The following is a 16,363-nucleotide window of genomic DNA, read 5'->3' as shown; positions in this document are numbered from 1 at the left end:
TGCTCGGGCCGGCGCTCTTCGCCCCGCTGCCCTGACCCCCGCTGCTCCCGCGAGACTGCACCGGCGCGCCGAAACCGCGGGGTGCCCCCCCGGTCTCGGCGCGCCGTTGCAGTCTCGCCGGTAGGGGGCGGATGCTGCGGGGTGGGCGGGTGCGCCGGTTCCTCCCCAGGGCGGGCGTGACGTCGCGCGTCCACGGATCGCACCGTCGAGCACCGTGGGCCGAGCGCGGGCGCCCACAGTCTGTGCATGGTGTTCACGTCGACTCTCGCTCGGGGGCGCGCCGCGCTCGCGCCGAGCCCCATCGCGCTGCTGCGCTCGTCCGAGTTCGCTCATCCCGAGCGGCAGGTCGCCTCGGGCGACCTCGTGCGGGTGCGCCGCGGCATCCTGGCACCGGGGCCGCAGTGGCACGCGCTTGCGCCCTGGCAGCGGTATCTCGCCCGCGTGCACGCCGTCATTCTGACCCACCCCGGCGTCGTACTCTGCCTCGAGTCCGCGGCGGCGGCGCAGGGGCTCCCGGTCTTCGGGGACCCGGGCACCGTGCACATCCTCGCCGGCGGTCACGGAACGTCGCGGATGGGCGGCGGCGTGCGAGTGCACACGACGGCGGGCGACCGGGCGATCGACGATCTGGGCGGAGCATTCGTCACGACGGCGATCGACACCGTGGTCGACCTCGCACGCCTGCGACACGGTGCCGTGGGCCTCGCGGTGGCGGATGCTGCGCTCCGCGCCGACCCGTCGGTCACGGTCGAGATGCTCGTGGCGGCGAACGAGGCCCGGCCCAGCAGCCGCGGACGACGCGCCGCGCGATGGCCCCTGCACCGCGCGGCGCCGCTCGCCGAGACGCCGCTCGAGTCGGTCAGCCGCGCCGTCGTGGAGTGGCTCGGGTTCGAGGAGCCCGAGCTGCAGCGCGAGTTCCGCACCGATGACGTCGTGGACCGCTGCGACATGTGGTGGCCGCGCGCGCGCATCATCGGCGAGGCCGACGGCGAGGTGAAATACGACGGGTCGCTGCAGGACCCCGCGACGGCGATCCGCAACGAGAAGAGCCGCGATCGTCGCCTGCTGACCCACGCGGCGAGGATCGCGCACTGGGGGTGGCCCGACGCCGTGCAGGTCGATCCGCTGCGCACGACGTTGCGCGCCGCCGGGCTGAGGCCGATCCGGCCGGAGTCGTCGCCCGAGCTCTACGCCCTGCGGGCGGCGGTGCGTGCGCCGCATCCCTCCCGCGCCTCCGGCTGAGCGGGGCGCGGCACCCCGCGCCGCATCACGGCCGCCCGCACCTCACCCGCGAGACTGCATCCGGGCGCCGAGACTGCGGGTGAATCCCACGGTCTCGGCCTCCCGTTGCAGTCTCGCGGTCAAGGGGGTGTCAGGCGAAGGCCTCGATCGGCGGGCACGCGCACACGAGGTTGCGGTCGCCGTACGCCTGGTCGATGCGGCGCACGGGCGGCCAGTACTTCGCGCGCACGAGCGAGCGCACGGGGTACACCGCCTCGGCCCGGGTGTACGGGTGCGTCCACTCCCCCTCGATCGCCGCCGCCGCCGTGTGCGGCGCGTTCACGAGCGGGTTGTCGTCGGCCGGCCACCGACCCGCGGCGACCGCGTCGGCCTCGGCCTTGATCGCGATCATGGCCTCGATGAACCGCTCGATCTCGGCGAGGTCCTCGGACTCCGTCGGCTCGACCATGAGCGTTCCCGCGACGGGGAACGACATCGTCGGCGCGTGGAAGCCGTAGTCGATCAGCCGCTTGGCGACATCGTCGACCGTGATCCCCGTCGCGTCGCGGAGCGGGCGCAGATCGAGGATGCACTCGTGCGCGACGAGCCCGGCCTCGCCCGTGTACAGCACAGGGAAGTGGTCCCGCAGCCGCGCGGCGATGTAGTTCGCCGACAGCACGGCCGTCGCCGTCGCCTCGCGCAGCCCCGCCGCGCCCATCATGCGCACGTAGGCCCACGAGATCGCGAAGATGCTGGCCGAACCCTGGGGAGCCGCCGAGATCGGACCGCCGTCGAAGACGAACCCTCCCGCGTGATCCTTGCGCTGCGAGAACGGATGCGACGGCAGATACGGCGCGAGATGCGCCTTCGCCGCGACCGGTCCGACACCGGGGCCTCCCCCGCCGTGCGGGATCGCGAACGTCTTGTGCAGGTTGAGGTGCGAGACGTCACCGCCGAGGTCGCCGAACCGCGCGAACCCGAGCAGGGCGTTGAGGTTCGCGCCGTCGACGTAGACCTGCCCGCCCGCGTCGTGCACGGCCTGCGTGATCTCGAGCACGTCGTGCTCGTACACGCCGTGCGTCGAGGGGTAGGTGATCATGAGCGCCGAGAGCTCGTCGGCGTGCGCCGCGATCTTGGCGCGCAGGTCGTCGAGGTCGACGTTGCCGGCCTCGTCGCACGCGACGACGACGACCTTCATGCCGGCCAGGACCGCGGATGCCGCGTTGGTGCCGTGCGCCGACGAAGGGATGAGGCACACCGTGCGCGCGGCCTCGCCGTTCGCACGGTGATATGCCCGGATCGCCATGAGTCCGGCGAGCTCGCCCTGCGAGCCCGCGTTGGGCTGCAGCGAGACGGCGTCGTACCCCGTCACTTCGGCCAGCCACGTCTCGAGCTGCTCGATGAGCGCGAGATAGCCGCGCACGTCGGCTTCGGGAGAGAACGGATGCACCCGCGCGAACTCCGGCCACGTGATCGCGGTCATCTCGGTCGCGGCGTTGAGCTTCATGGTGCACGACCCGAGCGGGATCATGCCGCGGTCCAGCGCATAGTCGCGGTCGGCGAGCAGCTTGAGGTAGCGCATCATGGCGGTCTCGGAGCGGTGCGACGAGAAGACCGGGTGCGTCAGGTACTCGTCGTCGCGCCACAGCGACGCCGGCACGCCCGCGAGCGGCGTCGCGTCGGCGAACGGCACGGCACGCTCGCCCTGGTCGCCGCCGCCGAGGAACTCGCCCTCGGGGAGCCCGAACGCCCACGCCACGGCGGCGAGGTCTTCGTCGGTCGTCGTCTCGTCCACCGAGATGCCCACGGTCGCGTCATCCGCCCAGAACAGCTGATAGCCGCGTTCGCGCGCGCGATCGATGACGCGGCGCGACGGCCCCGGCGTGACGACGCGGAGCGTGTCGAAGAACGAGTCCGACCGCACCGAGAGGCCGTACGAGCGCAGCCGTTCGGCGAGCGCCTCGGCCTTCTTCGCGACGTCGGTCGCGATCGCCTTCAGTCCGTCGGCACCGTGGTACACGGCGTACATCGCCGCCATGACGGCCAGCAGCACCTGCGCCGTGCAGATGTTGGAGGTCGCCTTCTCGCGGCGGATGTGCTGTTCACGCGTCTGCAGCGACAGGCGGTACGCGGGCTGACCCGCGGCATCCACCGACACGCCGACGAGTCGCCCGGGCAACTGGCGCTCGAGCCCCGACCGCACGGCCATGTAGCCCGCGTGGGGGCCGCCGAAGCCGAGCGGCACGCCGAAGCGCTGCGTCGTGCCGACGGCGACATCGGCGCCGAGCGACCCCGGCGAGCGCAGCAGCGTGAGCGCGAGCAGGTCGGCCGCCGCGACGACGAGTCCTCCGGCGACATGCGCCGCGTCGATGACTCCCGACGGGTCCCACACGCGACCGGATGCACCGGGGTACTGCACGAACACGCCGAAGAGGTCGTCGGGCAGCGTCGCGCCGTCGGCGAGGGCGAGCTCGACGAGCTCGACACCGACGGCGTCGGCCCGCGAGCGCAGGAGCGCCCTGGTCTGCGGCAGCGCGTCGGCGTCGACGACGAAGACGTTCGAGCGCGACTTCGACGCGCGTCGGGCGAGCAGCATCCCCTCGACGACGGCGGTCGACTCGTCGAGCATCGACGCGTTCGCCGTCGCGAGACCCGTGAGATCGGTGACCATGGTCTCGAAGTTGATGAGCGCTTCGAGCCGGCCCTGTGAGATCTCGGGCTGATACGGCGTGTACGCGGTGTACCACGACGGATTCTCGAGCACGTTGCGCGTGATGACCGACGGCGTGAAGGTGTCGTAGTAGCCGAGACCGATCATGGGGCGCGCGGAACGATTCTGCGACGCGAGGACCCGCAGTTCGGCAAGCGCCTCGGCCTCGGTCGCCGCCGCCGGGATGTCGCTCGTCTCGCGCGGGGAGACGTGAATGGATGCCGGGACGGCGGTCTGCACGAGAGCGTCGAGCGAGTCGTACCCGAGCTCGTCGAGCATGGCGCGCTGCGCCGCGGCATCCGTTCCGATGTGCCTCGCCGCGAACTGGCCCGTCACGCGTCGCCGCCGGTGAGGGCGACGTAGGCGTCGCGGTCGAGGAGCCCCTCGGCCACCGTCGCGTCGACGCGGATCTTGAGCAGCCACGCCGCACCGTACGGGTCGGAGTTGACCAGCGACGGGTCGTCGATGACGGCCTGGTTGACCTCGACGACCTCGCCGGTGAGCGGAGCGTAGAGCTCGCCGACGGACTTCGTCGACTCGATCTCGCCGACGATCGTGCCCGCCTCGACGGCGGATCCCGCGTCGGGAAGCTCGACGAAGACGACGTCGCCGAGCTTCTCGGCGGCGTAGTCGGTGATGCCGACCGTCGCGATGACGGCATCAGCCGGCACCTGCCCTGAGCCTGTCGAAGGGTCTGCGAAGGCGATCCACTCGTGTTCGGCGGTGTACTGAAGACTGTTGATGTCGGTCACGGGTTTCTCCGATAGAAGGGCATGGCGGTGACGGTCGCGGGGATGCGGGTTCCGCGCACGTCGATGGACAGTTCGGTTCCGGGCTCGCTCGCGCCGGGCGAGACGTACGCCATCGCGATGGGGTGCCCGAGGGTCGGGCTGAGAGCACCCGAGGTGATCTCGCCGACGGGCGTGCCGTCGTGCAGCACGGCGTAGCCGGCGCGACCCGCGCGGCGACCTTCGGAAACGAGCCCGACGAGGACGGGTGCGCCCGAGGCGACGACGCTCTCGAGCGCCGCACGCCCGACGAAGTCGGCGGCCTTGGTCTTGAGCGGCACGACGCGGCCGAGGCCGGCCTGAGCCGGCACGATGTCGAGCGAGAGCTCATGGCCGTACAGCGGCATCCCCGCCTCGAGGCGCAGGGTGTCGCGCGCGGCCAGACCCGCCGGGACGAGACCGAGCGGCTCGCCCGCGGCCAGCAGCGCATCCCACAGGGCGCCGGCCTGCGACGCGGCGACGCTCAGCTCGAAGCCGTCTTCGCCCGTGTAGCCCGTGCGGCTGACGAGCACGGTGGCGCCGTCGAAGCGCATGCCCATCGCGGTGTAGTACGGCAGGGACTCCAGCGTGTGGCCCATCGCGACGGCGTCGTCGTGCTCGAGCCCGGCCGTCGCGCGGAGGATCTCCTGCGCGCGGGGCCCCTGCACGGCGATGAGCGCATCGTCGGTCTCGGCGATCTCGACGTCGAACCCTTCGCGCCGGTCCTGCAGCGCGGCGCGCACGGCGTCGCGGTTGCCCGCGTTGGCCACGAGCAGCAGCTCCTCGGGCGCGGTGCGCGTCACGATGAGATCGTCGACGATGCCGCCGGTCGGCGCGAGCACCATCGTGTACTTCGCCTTCGACAGGGCGAGCTTGCGGGGATCGAACGCGAGCGCGTAGGCGAGGAAGTCCTCGCGGTCGGCACCTGTCACACGGAACTGCGCCATGTGCGAGATGTCGAAGATCCCGGCGGCCGAGCGCACGGCGTGGTGCTCGGCGAGATCGGAGGTGTAGCGCACGGGCATCGACCACCCGCCGAAATCGGTGAAGGACGCACCGAGCGCCTCGTGGCGCTCGCGCAGCGGGGTCGAGCGTAGGTCGGACATGAGTTCTCCCGTCGAGCAGTCGGGTCGGACACCACGCGGCGTCCGGGGAACTCCCCCTCTGTCATAGGCCTGAGAGCTTCGCCGGCGAACCGGCTTTCTCCTTCGGCGGATGCGTGCTCACCAGCTCGCGCGCATCACTCTCCAGAGCGGCCGGACGTGGGCGGTACGCGGACCTGAGAGATTGGCGGGGAGGCTTGCTCCTTCGGTGCCCGCTCCGTCGCCGGATCGGGGCTCTCCCGCACACGTCATGCGGCCTGTCTTCAATTACTCCGCCAGCATAGCGGGCTCACCCGACACAGCGCCCCGACGAGACGGCGTCGGAGTAGCCGGGGGCCGCCTCGGCGACGGGGGTGAGCTCGGCCATCGTCATGGCGTAGCCGCGCGTGTCATCGCCCTCGGCGCGCGCGAACACGACACCGGCGACCTCGCCGCCGGCCGTGAGAAGCGGTCCGCCCGAGTTCCCCGGCCGCACGGTGGCCTGCAGCGCGTACACCTCGCGGGGAGTGAGCCCCTCGTCGTGGATGTCGGCGACCGGTACCGTGCCGACCGAGAGGACGCTCGCGGGGTTCGACGTGAAGGGTCCGCCGTGCGGGTATCCCTGCACGGCGCCCGCTGCCCCGGGCGCGAGCGTGGGCGAGCGCGGCAGTGGCGCCGCACCGAGGTCGTCGACGGCGATGACGGCGAGGTCGTCGACGGGGTCGAAGTACACGATCCTGCCCTCGCGCGCCGCCGCGCCGGGAAGCTCGACGATGGGCACATCGACACCCGCGACGACGTGCGCGTTGGTCACGACACGGTCGGGGGCGACGACGAAGCCGCTTCCTGTCGCGCTGAGACCGCACGAGTACGCGGTCCCCGAGACGCGGGCGACGGATGCCGCGGCCCGCTGCAGCGCCGGATCGTCGAGTGCGACCGGCGGTGCCGGCTGTGCGCCGCCCGGACCGAGCAGATCGCCCAGACGCGGAAGCCCGTCGTCGAGCACGGTCGAGCGAAGCTCCGCCAGCGCGGCGTCCACGGGCGCCGGGGTGAGCGCATCGAGCACCTGCAGCACGCGGGACGACGCGACGGCGGTCGAGATCCCCGGAATGCCGACGGCGGAGACGGCGGGCGCCACGAGCACGAGCGCGAGGGCCGCGACGACGACGCTCGCGATCCCCCCGAGGAACCGTTCGATGCCGCGCAGCTTGAGCCGGTCCGTGCCCGAGCGCAGCGCCGTGCCGATCACCGAGCCGATGAGCGTGCCCGCGACGAGAAGGCCCACGGCCGAGGCGAGCACGGCGACGCCGCGCCACGCCGACGAGGGCACCCACGCGCTCACGAGAGGCGTGAGCCAGAACGCGGCGATGCCGCCCGCGACGAGCCCCGCGAGCGTGCCGACGCTCGCGAAGAACCCGCGCCGGATGCCGCCGACGAGGGCGAGCACGAGCAGCACGACGAACAGGACATCGACGATGATCACGCGCGTCCCCCTCTCCGCGACAAGCGTAAGCACGTCGACCGACAAAACGCCGGTTTGCGTTGGCGTCGCCCGGACCCTACGATCGCTTGCGGGAGTTAGGGTCACGATGACACGAACACGAGCGACGGCGGATGCCGCGCCCTCGGGCGCCGCAGACGAGGCGACGCGCGTCGCCGTCTCGACCGTCATCTTCACGCTGCGCCGCGCGGCCGGCGCGGAGCACGCATCGCTCGCCCTGCCGCTGGTCCGCCGCACGCGCGACCCCTACGCGGGCCTGTGGGCGCTGCCCGGCGGCTGGCTCGACGTGACCGAGAGCCTCGATGCCGCGGCATCCCGCACTCTCGCGGAGACGACCGGCCTCGCGCCCAGCTATCTCGAGCAGCTCTACGCCTTCGGCGCCGTCGACCGCTCCCCCACGCGGGTCGTGTCGATCGTCTACTGGGCGCTGCTGCGCGCCGACGACGCCGCGACGGGACTCGTCGACCCCGCGGTGCACGACCCCGAGAACGTCGGCTGGTTCGATGCGTCATCCCTGCCGCCGCTCGCCTTCGACCACGGCGAGATCATCGACTACGCCCTGTGGCGCCTGCGCAACAAGGTCGGCTACAGCCGCATCGCGCACGGTCTGCTCGCCGACGAGTTCACGCTCGCCGAGCTGCGCGCCGTGTACGAGTCGATCCTCGGCCGGCACCTGGATCCGGCGAACTTCCGTCGGCAGGTCGAGAACTCCGGCACCCTCATCCCGACGGACCGCTTCCGCACGGGCAGCCACCGACCCGCACGGCTGTACCGCTACAACCAGAACGTCGAGCTCACCGACCGCGGTCCGCTCGGCGCTCGCGACTGACCCGACCCGAACGGAGCACCCGGCATGCCCGCCGTCAACACCACCCTGCAGCCGCGTCGGCAGCTCGACGCATCGGTCGACCACCTGATCCAGGACATCGTCTCGGGCGCATCGGCCGACGAGACCTGCAGCACGGATCTCGCGGCAGGCCCGTGGGACTTCGACGCGCGACCCGGCTACGGTCCGGGCTCGTCGATGGGCGACGTCATCCCGACGGGAGCGCCGCGCCAGGGCGAGCTGCCCCGCGCGTACCGCGAGGCATCCGACGACGAGCTGCACGCCCGCATCGTCGCGGCGAAGCAGACGCTCGGCGACCGCGTCGTGGTGCTCGGCCACTTCTACCAGCGTGAAGAGGTCGTGCGTCACGCCGACTACGTGGGCGACTCGTTCCAGCTCGCGAACGCGGCGCTCGAGCATCCCGATGCGGACGCGATCGTCTTCTGCGGCGTGCACTTCATGGCCGAGACCGCCGACCTGCTGTCCCGCCCCGAGCAGGCGGTCATCCTGCCGAACCTCGCGGCCGGGTGCTCGATGGCCGACATGGCCGACATCGACCAGGTCGAGGAGTGCTGGGAGCAGCTCGAAGACGTCTACGGCGACCTCGCCGCCGTGGATGCCGACGGCCGCGTGCCCGTCATCCCCGTCACCTATATGAACTCCTCGGCCGCGATCAAGGGCTTCGTGGGGCGGCACGGCGGCATCGTGTGCACGTCGTCGAACGCGCACACGGTGCTCGAATGGGCCTTCGCGCGCGGGCGCCGCGTGCTGTTCTTCCCCGACCAGCACTTGGGGCGCAACACCGCGAAGGCGATGGGCGTGCCGCTCGAGCAGATGCCGCTGTGGAATCCGCGCCGACCTCTGGGCGGTGCATCCGTGGCCGAGCTCGAAGACGCGCGCGTCATCCTGTGGCACGGGTTCTGCTCGGTGCACCGCCGGTTCTCGGTCGAGCAGATCGACAAGGCGCGTGCCGAGCATCCCGGCGTGCGCGTCATCGTGCACCCCGAATGCCCCATGGAGGTCGTCGACGCCGCCGACGAGTCGGGGTCGACCGACTACATCCGTCGCGCGATCGAGGCGGCGACCGAGCCCACGACGTTCGCGATCGGCACGGAGGTGAACCTCGTCCAGCGCCTCGCGGCGGCGAACCCGCAGCACGAGATCTTCTGCCTCGACCCCGTCGTGTGCCCCTGCTCGACGATGTACCGCATCCACCCCGGGTACCTCGCCTGGGTGCTCGAGGGGCTCGTCGCCGGCGAGGTGGTCAACCGGATCACCGTTCCCGCGGACGTCGCCGATCCTGCTCGCGTCTCGCTCGAGCGGATGCTGGCGGCCAAGCCCCCGGCTCGATGACTCCGCCGCCCGGCTCCCCGGCTCCCACGCCCGCCTCGGCGGCGCCACCGCCCGCCTCCGTGAGCCTCCACCCGGCCCCTGAGCCTGCCGAAGGGTCGCCGCACATCGTCGTCGTCGGCAGCGGCATCGCCGGGCTCACGACGGCGATCCGCGCGACAGACCGCGGGTGCCGGGTCACCCTCGTGACGAAGGACGAGCTCGAGCACGCCAACACGCGCTTCGCGCAGGGCGGCATCGCGGGGGTCATGTTCGGCGACGACCGCATCGACGACCACATCGCCGACACCCTCACGGCCGGAGCCGGGCTGTGCGATCCCCTCGCTGTGCGTGTGCTCGCCGAAGAGGGACCGGCGCGCATCCGTGACCTGGTCGCGGCCGGTGTCGCCTTCGACCGGGGCGCGGACGGCGGCTTCGTGAAGGGGCTCGAGGCCGCGCACTCCTACCCGCGCATCCTGCACGCCGGCGGCGATGCGACGGGGACCGCGATCGAGTCCGCGCTCGTGATGCAGGTGCGCGCGGGCGGCATCCGCGTCCTCGAGCACGCCTTCCTCGTCGACCTCGTCGTGCACGACGGTCGCACGACAGGGGTCGAGCTGCTCGTGGGCGGCGCCTCGACGGGGGCTCCGCGGCGCGAGGTCGTCGCGGCGGATGCGGTCGTGCTCGCGACCGGCGGTGCCGGCCGGCTCTATGCGCACACGACCAATCCGCCGGTGGCGACAGGCGACGGCATCGCCGCGGCGCTGCGGGCCGGTGCGCGGATCGACGATCTGGAGTTCTTCCAGTTCCACCCGACCGTCGTCGGCGGCGCAGACGCCTTCCTGATCTCCGAGGCCGTGCGCGGCGAAGGCGCGACGCTCATCGACGAGGAGGACCGGCGGTTCACGTTCGATGTGCACCCCGACGGCGAGCTCGCGCCGCGCGACGTCGTCGCCCGGGCGATCGCGCGCCGGATGGAGCGGCAGGACGGGCGTCCCGTCCGCCTGGATGCCACGCACCTCCACTCCGACGATGCCGACGAGCGTGCGGCCTTCCTCGCCCGGCGCTTTCCGACGATCGACGCCGCACTGCGCGCGCGGGGCTTCGACTGGGCGCGCACGCCTGTTCCCGTCACCCCCGCAGCCCACTACCTGATGGGCGGTGTCACGACCGACCTCGACGGCCGGACCACTGTTCCCGGCCTCTATGCCGTGGGCGAAGTCGCCCGCACGGGAGCCCACGGGGCGAACCGTCTCGCTTCGAACTCGCTGCTCGAAGGCGCCGTCTTCGGCGCCCGCGTCGCCGACGTCGTGGCCACCGACGCGGCATCCGGTTCCTGGCCTCGCTCCCGCCGCTTCGTGCCCCCCTCTCCCGTCGCTCCCCGGCGGCGTTCCGCGGGGCCCCACCCCGACCGCCCGCACGGCGCGGCCGGGGAGCCACCCGCCGCCCAGCCGTTCTCGCGCGAGGCGCTGCAGCGACTCATGTGGGAGTACGCCGGACTCGTGCGCGACGCGGACGGCCTCGAGCACGCCGCGGGCGTCCTCGAGAGCTGGCGCGACGAACCTCGCACGCCGGGATGCATCGCCGAGTTCGAAGACGAGAATCTGCTCGTCGTCGCCTCGGCGCTCGTCGACGCGGCCCTCGCGCGGCGTGAATCGGTCGGCGCGCACTTCCGCGCCGACGGCGGTGCGCCCGTTCCCGCGCACTCCCGGGCCGTACTCCCGACAGCCCGTTCGACCACCCCTGTGCACCCGATCCGCACGCACCAGCCCGAGGAGGCCGTCCTGTGTTGAGCCCCGCCACGATCGACCGTGTCGTCGCCGCAGCGCTCGAGGAGGATGCGCCGTGGGGCGACCTCACGAGCCAGACCCTCATCGCGTCGACCGCGACGGCGCACGCCGACCTGGTCGCCCGCGAAGCCGGCGTCTTCAGCGGCGGCGCGGTGTTCGCCGCCGCGTTCCGGCTGACCGATCCCCGCATCGGGGTCGAGCTCGTCGTCGAGGACGGCGAGTGGTTCGAGCCCGGCACCGTGCTCGCGACCGTGACGGGCCCCGCTCGCGGCGTGCTCCAGGCCGAGCGCATCGGGCTCAACTTCGCGCAGCGCATGTCGGGTGTCGCGACCCTGACGGGCCGCTACGTCGCCGAGGTCGCGCACACGGGTGTGCGCATCGCCGACACTCGCAAGACGACGCCGGGACTGCGTGCCTTCGAGCGCAAAGCCGTGCGCGACGGCGGCGGCCGCAACCACCGCCATTCGCTCTCGGACGCCGTCATGGCCAAGGACAACCACCTCGCCGTGCTGGGCGGGTCCGTCACCGATGCGCTGCGCGCAGCGAAGGACCTGCTCCCCCACACGATGCACATCGAGGTCGAGGTCGATCGTCTCGACCAGATCGAGCCCGTGCTGGCCGCGGGAATCGGCACGATCATGCTCGACAACTTCTCGCTCGACGACCTGCGCGCGGGCGTCGCGCTCGTCGCGGGTCGCGCGACGGTCGAGGCGTCGGGCGGTGTCGACCTCGGCACGGTGCGCGCGATCGCCGAGACCGGCGTCGACGTCATCTCGGTGGGCGCCCTCACCCACTCGGCCCGTGCGCTCGACCTCGGCCTGGACGTGCGCATCGAGGCGCCGTGACGATGCGCTATCTCGACAATGCCGCGACGACGCCCGTGCGCCCCGAAGTGCTCGAGGCGATGATGCCGTTCCTCACGCACGCGTACGGCAACCCGTCGAGTCACCACACGATCGGCGAAGCCGCCGCCGACGCTCTCACCGACGCTCGCCGCCGGGTCGCGCGCGTGCTCGGGATGCGGGCATCCGACATCGTCTTCACATCGGGCGGCACCGAGGCGAACAATCTCGCCGTCAAGGGCATCGCCCTCGCGGCCGCGGGCAAGCGGCACATCGTGACGACGGCCATCGAGCACGAGTCGGTCCTCGCGGCGGTCCGCTATCTCGAGCGTCTGCACGGCTTCGAGACGACCTTCGTCGCGGTCGACGACACGGGCCTCGTCGCTCCCGACGCGCTCGCCGCGGTCCTCCGCGACGACACGGCGCTCGTCTCGGTGGGCTACGCCAACAACGAGGTCGGCACGATCCAGGATGCCGCGGCCCTGGCCGCCGTCGCGCACGCGCGCGGCATCCCGTTCCACCTCGACGCCGTCCAGGCGGCCGGCTGGCTGCCGCTGGCCGGCACGGGTGCCGACGCCCTGTCGATCGCGGGGCACAAGCTCGGCGCACCGAAGGGCACCGGCGCGCTCGCCGTGCGCGGACGGATCCCGCTCGAGCCGCTGCTGCACGGCGGGGGGCAGGAGCGCGGCCGCCGCAGCGGCACGCCGGACGTCGCGGGCGCCGTCGGCCTCGCGACGGCGCTGGAGCTGGCCGAGAACGGACGGGCAGAAGCGGCCGCACGCGTGCGGGCGCTGTGCGATGCGTTCGTCGCGGGGGTGCTCGGGAGCGTTCCGTCGGCGCGCCTCACGGGGCACCCCGTCCGGCGGCTGCCCGGCACGGCGAGCTTCACGTTCGCCGGAACGAGCGGCGAGGCGGTCCTCCTCGAGCTCGAACGACGCGGCATGGTGAGCTCGAGCGGCTCCGCGTGCGCGGCGGGCAGCGACGAGGCATCCCACGTCCTCGTCGCCCTCGGCGTCTCGCCAGAGGTCGCCCATACGGCGGTGCGCGTCACGCTCCCGCACGACGCGCGGCTCGATCCCGGCGAACTGGCAGCCGACGTCGCCGCGTCCGTGGCGGCGGTAGCATCGGGCGGGTGAGTCCCGCCGTCACGGTCATCGTCCCCGGCTTCGACGTCGCACCCTACGCGGCCGAGGCGATCGACTCGCTCAGGGACCAGACCCGCGTCGACTGGACGGCCGTGCTCGTCGACGACGGCTCCACCGACGAGACGGGTGCGATCTTCGACGCGGCCGAGGCGATCGACTCGCGCTTGCACGTCGTGCATCACCGCGAGCGGTCGGGCCTGGGCGCAGCCCGAAACACGGGCCTCGCGCTCGTGCGGACACCGTTCGTCGGCTTCCTCGACGCGGACGACGTCATGATGCCGGATGCCCTCGACCGCCTCGTCGGCACGCTCGAGCGCACGGGCAGCGACCTCGTCGCGGGCGCGTACGTGCGGCTGCGGCCGGACGGGGCGGGAGGCTATGCGCCCGGACCCGTGCAGCCGTGGGTCGCCGCCGCGACCGACCCCGCGCGCGACGGCACGAGCCTGGCCGCACACCCCGAGGCATCCGGCAACATCGTGGCCTGGTCCAAGATCACGCGTGCCGACATGTGGCGGGATCTGCGGTTCCCCGTCGATCGGGCGTACGAGGACCAGATCGTCGCACAGCTGCTCTACACGCGTGCGCGGGCGTTCGATGTCATCCCCGACGTCGTCGTGCGCTGGCGTGAGCGCGCCGACGGCACGTCGATCACGCAGCGCACGCGTGCCCTGCCCGTGCTGCGCGACTATCTCGACGCGCTCGCGGCCGGCATCGACGTGCTGGATGCCGCGGGGCAGCCGGCGGCCGTCGCGGCACGCGTCGACCTCATCCTCGCGATGGACCTTCCGCCTCTCGTCCGCGTCGCGGACAGCCACCCCGACCCTGCGTACCGCGGCGAGCTCGCGGCGTTCGCGCGGCGGCTCGCCACCCGCACGACGGGCGTCCCCGACGAGCTCGCGCGTGTCCTGACCTGGTGAGCCGTCGGAGCCGCTGAACGCATCAGCGGTCGGGCGCCCGGTCGGCACGGCGGTCGGGCAGCGCGGCGGGCGGGTCGGACCCTTCGGCCTCGAGAATGCGGGATGCCGCCATCTGCTCGGCCGCGAGCTCGCTGTACAGTCCCCCGGCCGCGAGCAGTTCGGCGTGCGTGCCCGATTCGACGATGCGCCCCGCTTCGACGACGTGGATGACGTCGGCGCCGATCACGGTCGACAGCCGGTGCGCGATGGACAGCGTCGTGCGGCCCCGGGCCGCGGCATCCAGCGCCTCTTGCACCACGCGCTCGGACACGGTGTCCAACGCCGACGTCGCTTCGTCCAGCAGCAGCACGGGCGGGTCCTTCAGCAGCACGCGCGCGATGGCGATGCGCTGCTTCTCACCGCCGGACAGGCGGTATCCGCGCTCGCCCACGACGGTGTCGTAGCCGTCTTCGAACCCCGCGACGACGTGGTGGATGTTCGCGGCCCGGCACGCCGCTTCGAGCTCGGCGTCGGTGGCGTCGGGCTTGGCGTAGCGCAGGTTCTCGCGGATCGTCGCGTGGAAGAGGTAGGTCTCCTGCGACACGATGCCGACGTCGTCGATGATCGACTCCTGCCGCAGCCGCCGCACATCGGCTCCCGCGAAGAGCACGTCACCGCCGGATGCCTCGTACATGCGCGGCGTCAGGTAGAGGATCGTCGTCTTGCCGGCACCCGACGGACCCACGAACGCGACGTGCTGCCCCGGCTCGACCGTGAACGAGACGCCGCCGAGCGTCGGGCGCGCGTCGGGCGCGGCATCCGGATAGCGGAACACGACATCGCGGAACTCGATGCGTCCGGCAGGTCCCGGAGCGTCGGCGACCGAGATGGCGTCGGGCGCGTCGCGGATCGCCGGCACGAGGTCGAGGTACTCGAAGATGCGGGCGAAGAGGGCGCGCGAGGTCTGCAGGTCGAGCGCGACCCGCATGAGCCCCATGAGCGGCTGCAGCAGCCGGGCCTGCACCGTCGTGAACGCCACGACGGTGCCGGCGGTGATGAGGTCGGTGCCGCCCGTGATGAAGTAGCCCGACACGAGGTAGATGACGGCCGGCACGCTCGACATGAGCACCTGCACGACGGCGAAGAACCCCTGGCCGCTCATGGCGCGGCGCACCTGCAGCACGACCTGGTTGCGGTTCTCCTCGGCGTAGCGCGCCGACTCGGTGCGCTGACGGTTGAACGACTTCGACAGGAGGATGCCCGAGACGCTCAGGGTCTCCTGCGTGATGGCGGACAGCTCGGACAGCGACTCCTGCGTCTCGCCGGCGATGCGGGCGCGAACCTGGCCGACGCGGCGCTGCACGATGATGAGGAACGGCATGAGCACGACCGCGACGATCGTGAGGCGCCAGTCGATGAGGATCATCGCGACGAGCGACGCGATGACCGTGACGACGTTGCCGAGGATGCTCGTGACGGTGTTGGTCAACACGCCGGCGACGCCGCCGACGTCGTTCTGCAGCCGCGACTGGATGACGCCGGTCTTGGTGCGCGTGAAGAAGCCGAGCTCCATCGACTGCAGGTGCTCGAACAGGCGCACGCGCAGATCGCCCGTCACGGCGTTGCCGACCGTCGAGGTCAGCCACGTCTGCACGACGCCGACGCCCGCCGACAGCAGGAACAGCCCGATCATGATGAGCACGAGTCGCCAGAGCAGCCCGAGGTCGGGGGCGCCGCCGTCGACCGGGAAGAGCGCGTCGTCGAAGATGCGCTGCACGATGAGCGGCGGGATCACGGCGATCGCGGCGCCGATGACCACGAGCACCGCCGTGACGACGATGCGGCCCCGGTAGGGGCGGAAGAGCGCGACGATGCGCGGGCCCAGGTGCGCGACGCGCGGCGCCTGCGCATTGAGCTTCTTCTGGGCCGCGAAATCGAGGGGGCGTCCTCCACCCCCACCGCGTCCGCCAGCCATGCTCATGCGCGTCAGCCTAACGAGGGGATGCGACAGCCCCGGCTAGGCTTGCTGCATGACCTCGACCCCCGAGAACCCCCACACCGACGGCGAAGACCTCGTTGAGCTGCGCGAAGAGATCGATCAGCTCAAGGCGATCCCCGAGGAGGAGCTCGTCAGCCCCACGCCGACGATCGCCGAAGAGATCGAGCCGGTGCCGCACCCGACGAACGCGATCGGCAGCGAGCAGTGGGACAAGCCCGTCGAAGACGAGTCCCTCGAGCAGGAATGACTCCGCGC

13 protein-coding genes and 1 riboswitch are annotated in these 16,363 nt (G+C 72.2%); of the genes, 8 read left to right on the top strand and 5 right to left on the bottom strand.

What is annotated here, in order from left to right; translation table 11 throughout:
- Nucleotides 1–246: 246 nt before the first annotated feature.
- Entirely contained in the window at nt 247–1,242 is a 996-nt protein-coding gene (locus ACFC3F_RS04920; protein ID WP_376127257.1) for a hypothetical protein, read from the top strand.
- 130 nt (nt 1,243–1,372) lie between these two features.
- Here the strand turns inward: ACFC3F_RS04920 and gcvP are convergent, their stop codons facing one another.
- The 4 genes from gcvP to ACFC3F_RS04900 all read right to left on the bottom strand — a co-directional run bounded on the left by gcvP (nt 1,373) and on the right by ACFC3F_RS04900 (nt 7,263).
- Nucleotides 1,373–4,210, bottom strand: a complete 2,838-nt coding sequence (gene gcvP, locus ACFC3F_RS04915; protein WP_376127276.1) for an aminomethyl-transferring glycine dehydrogenase — start codon at nt 4,208–4,210, stop codon at nt 1,373–1,375.
- Between the two features lie 53 nt (nt 4,211–4,263).
- Nucleotides 4,264–4,683: a glycine cleavage system protein GcvH gene (gcvH, locus tag ACFC3F_RS04910; RefSeq protein ID WP_376127255.1), complete on the bottom strand. Its 420-nt coding sequence runs from the start codon at nt 4,681–4,683 to the stop codon at nt 4,264–4,266.
- The gene (gene gcvT, locus ACFC3F_RS04905; RefSeq protein WP_376127253.1) at nt 4,680–5,804 is read right to left on the bottom strand and encodes a glycine cleavage system aminomethyltransferase GcvT; all 1,125 of its coding nucleotides are present in this window, start codon (nt 5,802–5,804) and stop codon (nt 4,680–4,682) included. The genes gcvH and gcvT overlap by 4 nt, the downstream gene beginning before the upstream one ends.
- Nucleotides 5,805–5,955: 151 nt before the next feature.
- A riboswitch (glycine riboswitch) is annotated at nt 5,956–6,053 on the bottom strand.
- A 37-nt stretch (nt 6,054–6,090) separates the two neighbouring features.
- Entirely contained in the window at nt 6,091–7,263 is a 1,173-nt protein-coding gene (locus ACFC3F_RS04900) for a MarP family serine protease (protein ID WP_376127251.1), read from the bottom strand.
- A gap of 106 nt (nt 7,264–7,369) precedes the next feature.
- On the opposite strand from ACFC3F_RS04900, the gene ACFC3F_RS04895 reads away from it, so the two are divergent.
- Genes ACFC3F_RS04895 through ACFC3F_RS04870 form a run of 6 tightly spaced genes read left to right on the top strand, consistent with a single transcriptional unit; the run spans nt 7,370 to nt 14,130 of the window.
- The gene (locus ACFC3F_RS04895; protein ID WP_376127249.1) at nt 7,370–8,110 is read left to right on the top strand and encodes an NUDIX domain-containing protein; all 741 of its coding nucleotides are present in this window, start codon (nt 7,370–7,372) and stop codon (nt 8,108–8,110) included.
- 24 nt (nt 8,111–8,134) lie between these two features.
- Nucleotides 8,135–9,460, top strand: a complete 1,326-nt coding sequence (gene nadA / locus ACFC3F_RS04890; protein ID WP_376127247.1) for a quinolinate synthase NadA — start codon at nt 8,135–8,137, stop codon at nt 9,458–9,460.
- Nucleotides 9,461–9,519: 59 nt separating this feature from the next.
- Entirely contained in the window at nt 9,520–11,229 is a 1,710-nt protein-coding gene (gene nadB, locus ACFC3F_RS04885; RefSeq protein ID WP_376127246.1) for an L-aspartate oxidase, read from the top strand.
- On the top strand, nt 11,223–12,071 hold the full coding sequence (nadC, locus tag ACFC3F_RS04880) for a carboxylating nicotinate-nucleotide diphosphorylase (protein ID WP_376127244.1): 849 nt from the start codon (nt 11,223–11,225) through the stop codon (nt 12,069–12,071). The genes nadB and nadC overlap by 7 nt, the downstream gene beginning before the upstream one ends.
- A 2-nt stretch (nt 12,072–12,073) precedes the next feature.
- On the top strand, nt 12,074–13,204 hold the full coding sequence (locus ACFC3F_RS04875; RefSeq protein ID WP_376127274.1) for a cysteine desulfurase family protein: 1,131 nt from the start codon (nt 12,074–12,076) through the stop codon (nt 13,202–13,204).
- Entirely contained in the window at nt 13,201–14,130 is a 930-nt protein-coding gene (locus ACFC3F_RS04870; protein ID WP_376127242.1) for a glycosyltransferase family 2 protein, read from the top strand. Before ACFC3F_RS04875 ends, ACFC3F_RS04870 begins: the two co-directional genes overlap by 4 nt.
- Before the next feature lie 22 nt (nt 14,131–14,152).
- Here the strand turns inward: ACFC3F_RS04870 and ACFC3F_RS04865 are convergent, their stop codons facing one another.
- Entirely contained in the window at nt 14,153–16,084 is a 1,932-nt protein-coding gene (locus tag ACFC3F_RS04865; RefSeq protein ID WP_376127272.1) for an ABC transporter ATP-binding protein, read from the bottom strand.
- 55 nt (nt 16,085–16,139) lie between these two features.
- Here ACFC3F_RS04865 and ACFC3F_RS04860 point away from each other — a divergent pair, with 55 nt between their 5' ends.
- Nucleotides 16,140–16,355 carry a hypothetical protein gene (locus tag ACFC3F_RS04860; protein ID WP_376127240.1) on the top strand — a complete coding sequence of 72 codons (216 nt, stop codon included), beginning with the start codon at nt 16,140–16,142 and terminating at the stop codon, nt 16,353–16,355.
- The last annotated feature ends 8 nt before the right edge of the window (nt 16,356–16,363 follow it).

The sequence above is a fragment of the Microbacterium sp. NPDC055910 genome, assembly GCF_042271185.1.
In the GTDB taxonomy this organism is placed as follows: domain Bacteria; phylum Actinomycetota; class Actinomycetes; order Actinomycetales; family Microbacteriaceae; genus Microbacterium.
The sequence above is the reverse complement of the archived record's forward strand: the minus strand, read 5'-3'. Positions and strand labels throughout refer to the sequence as shown.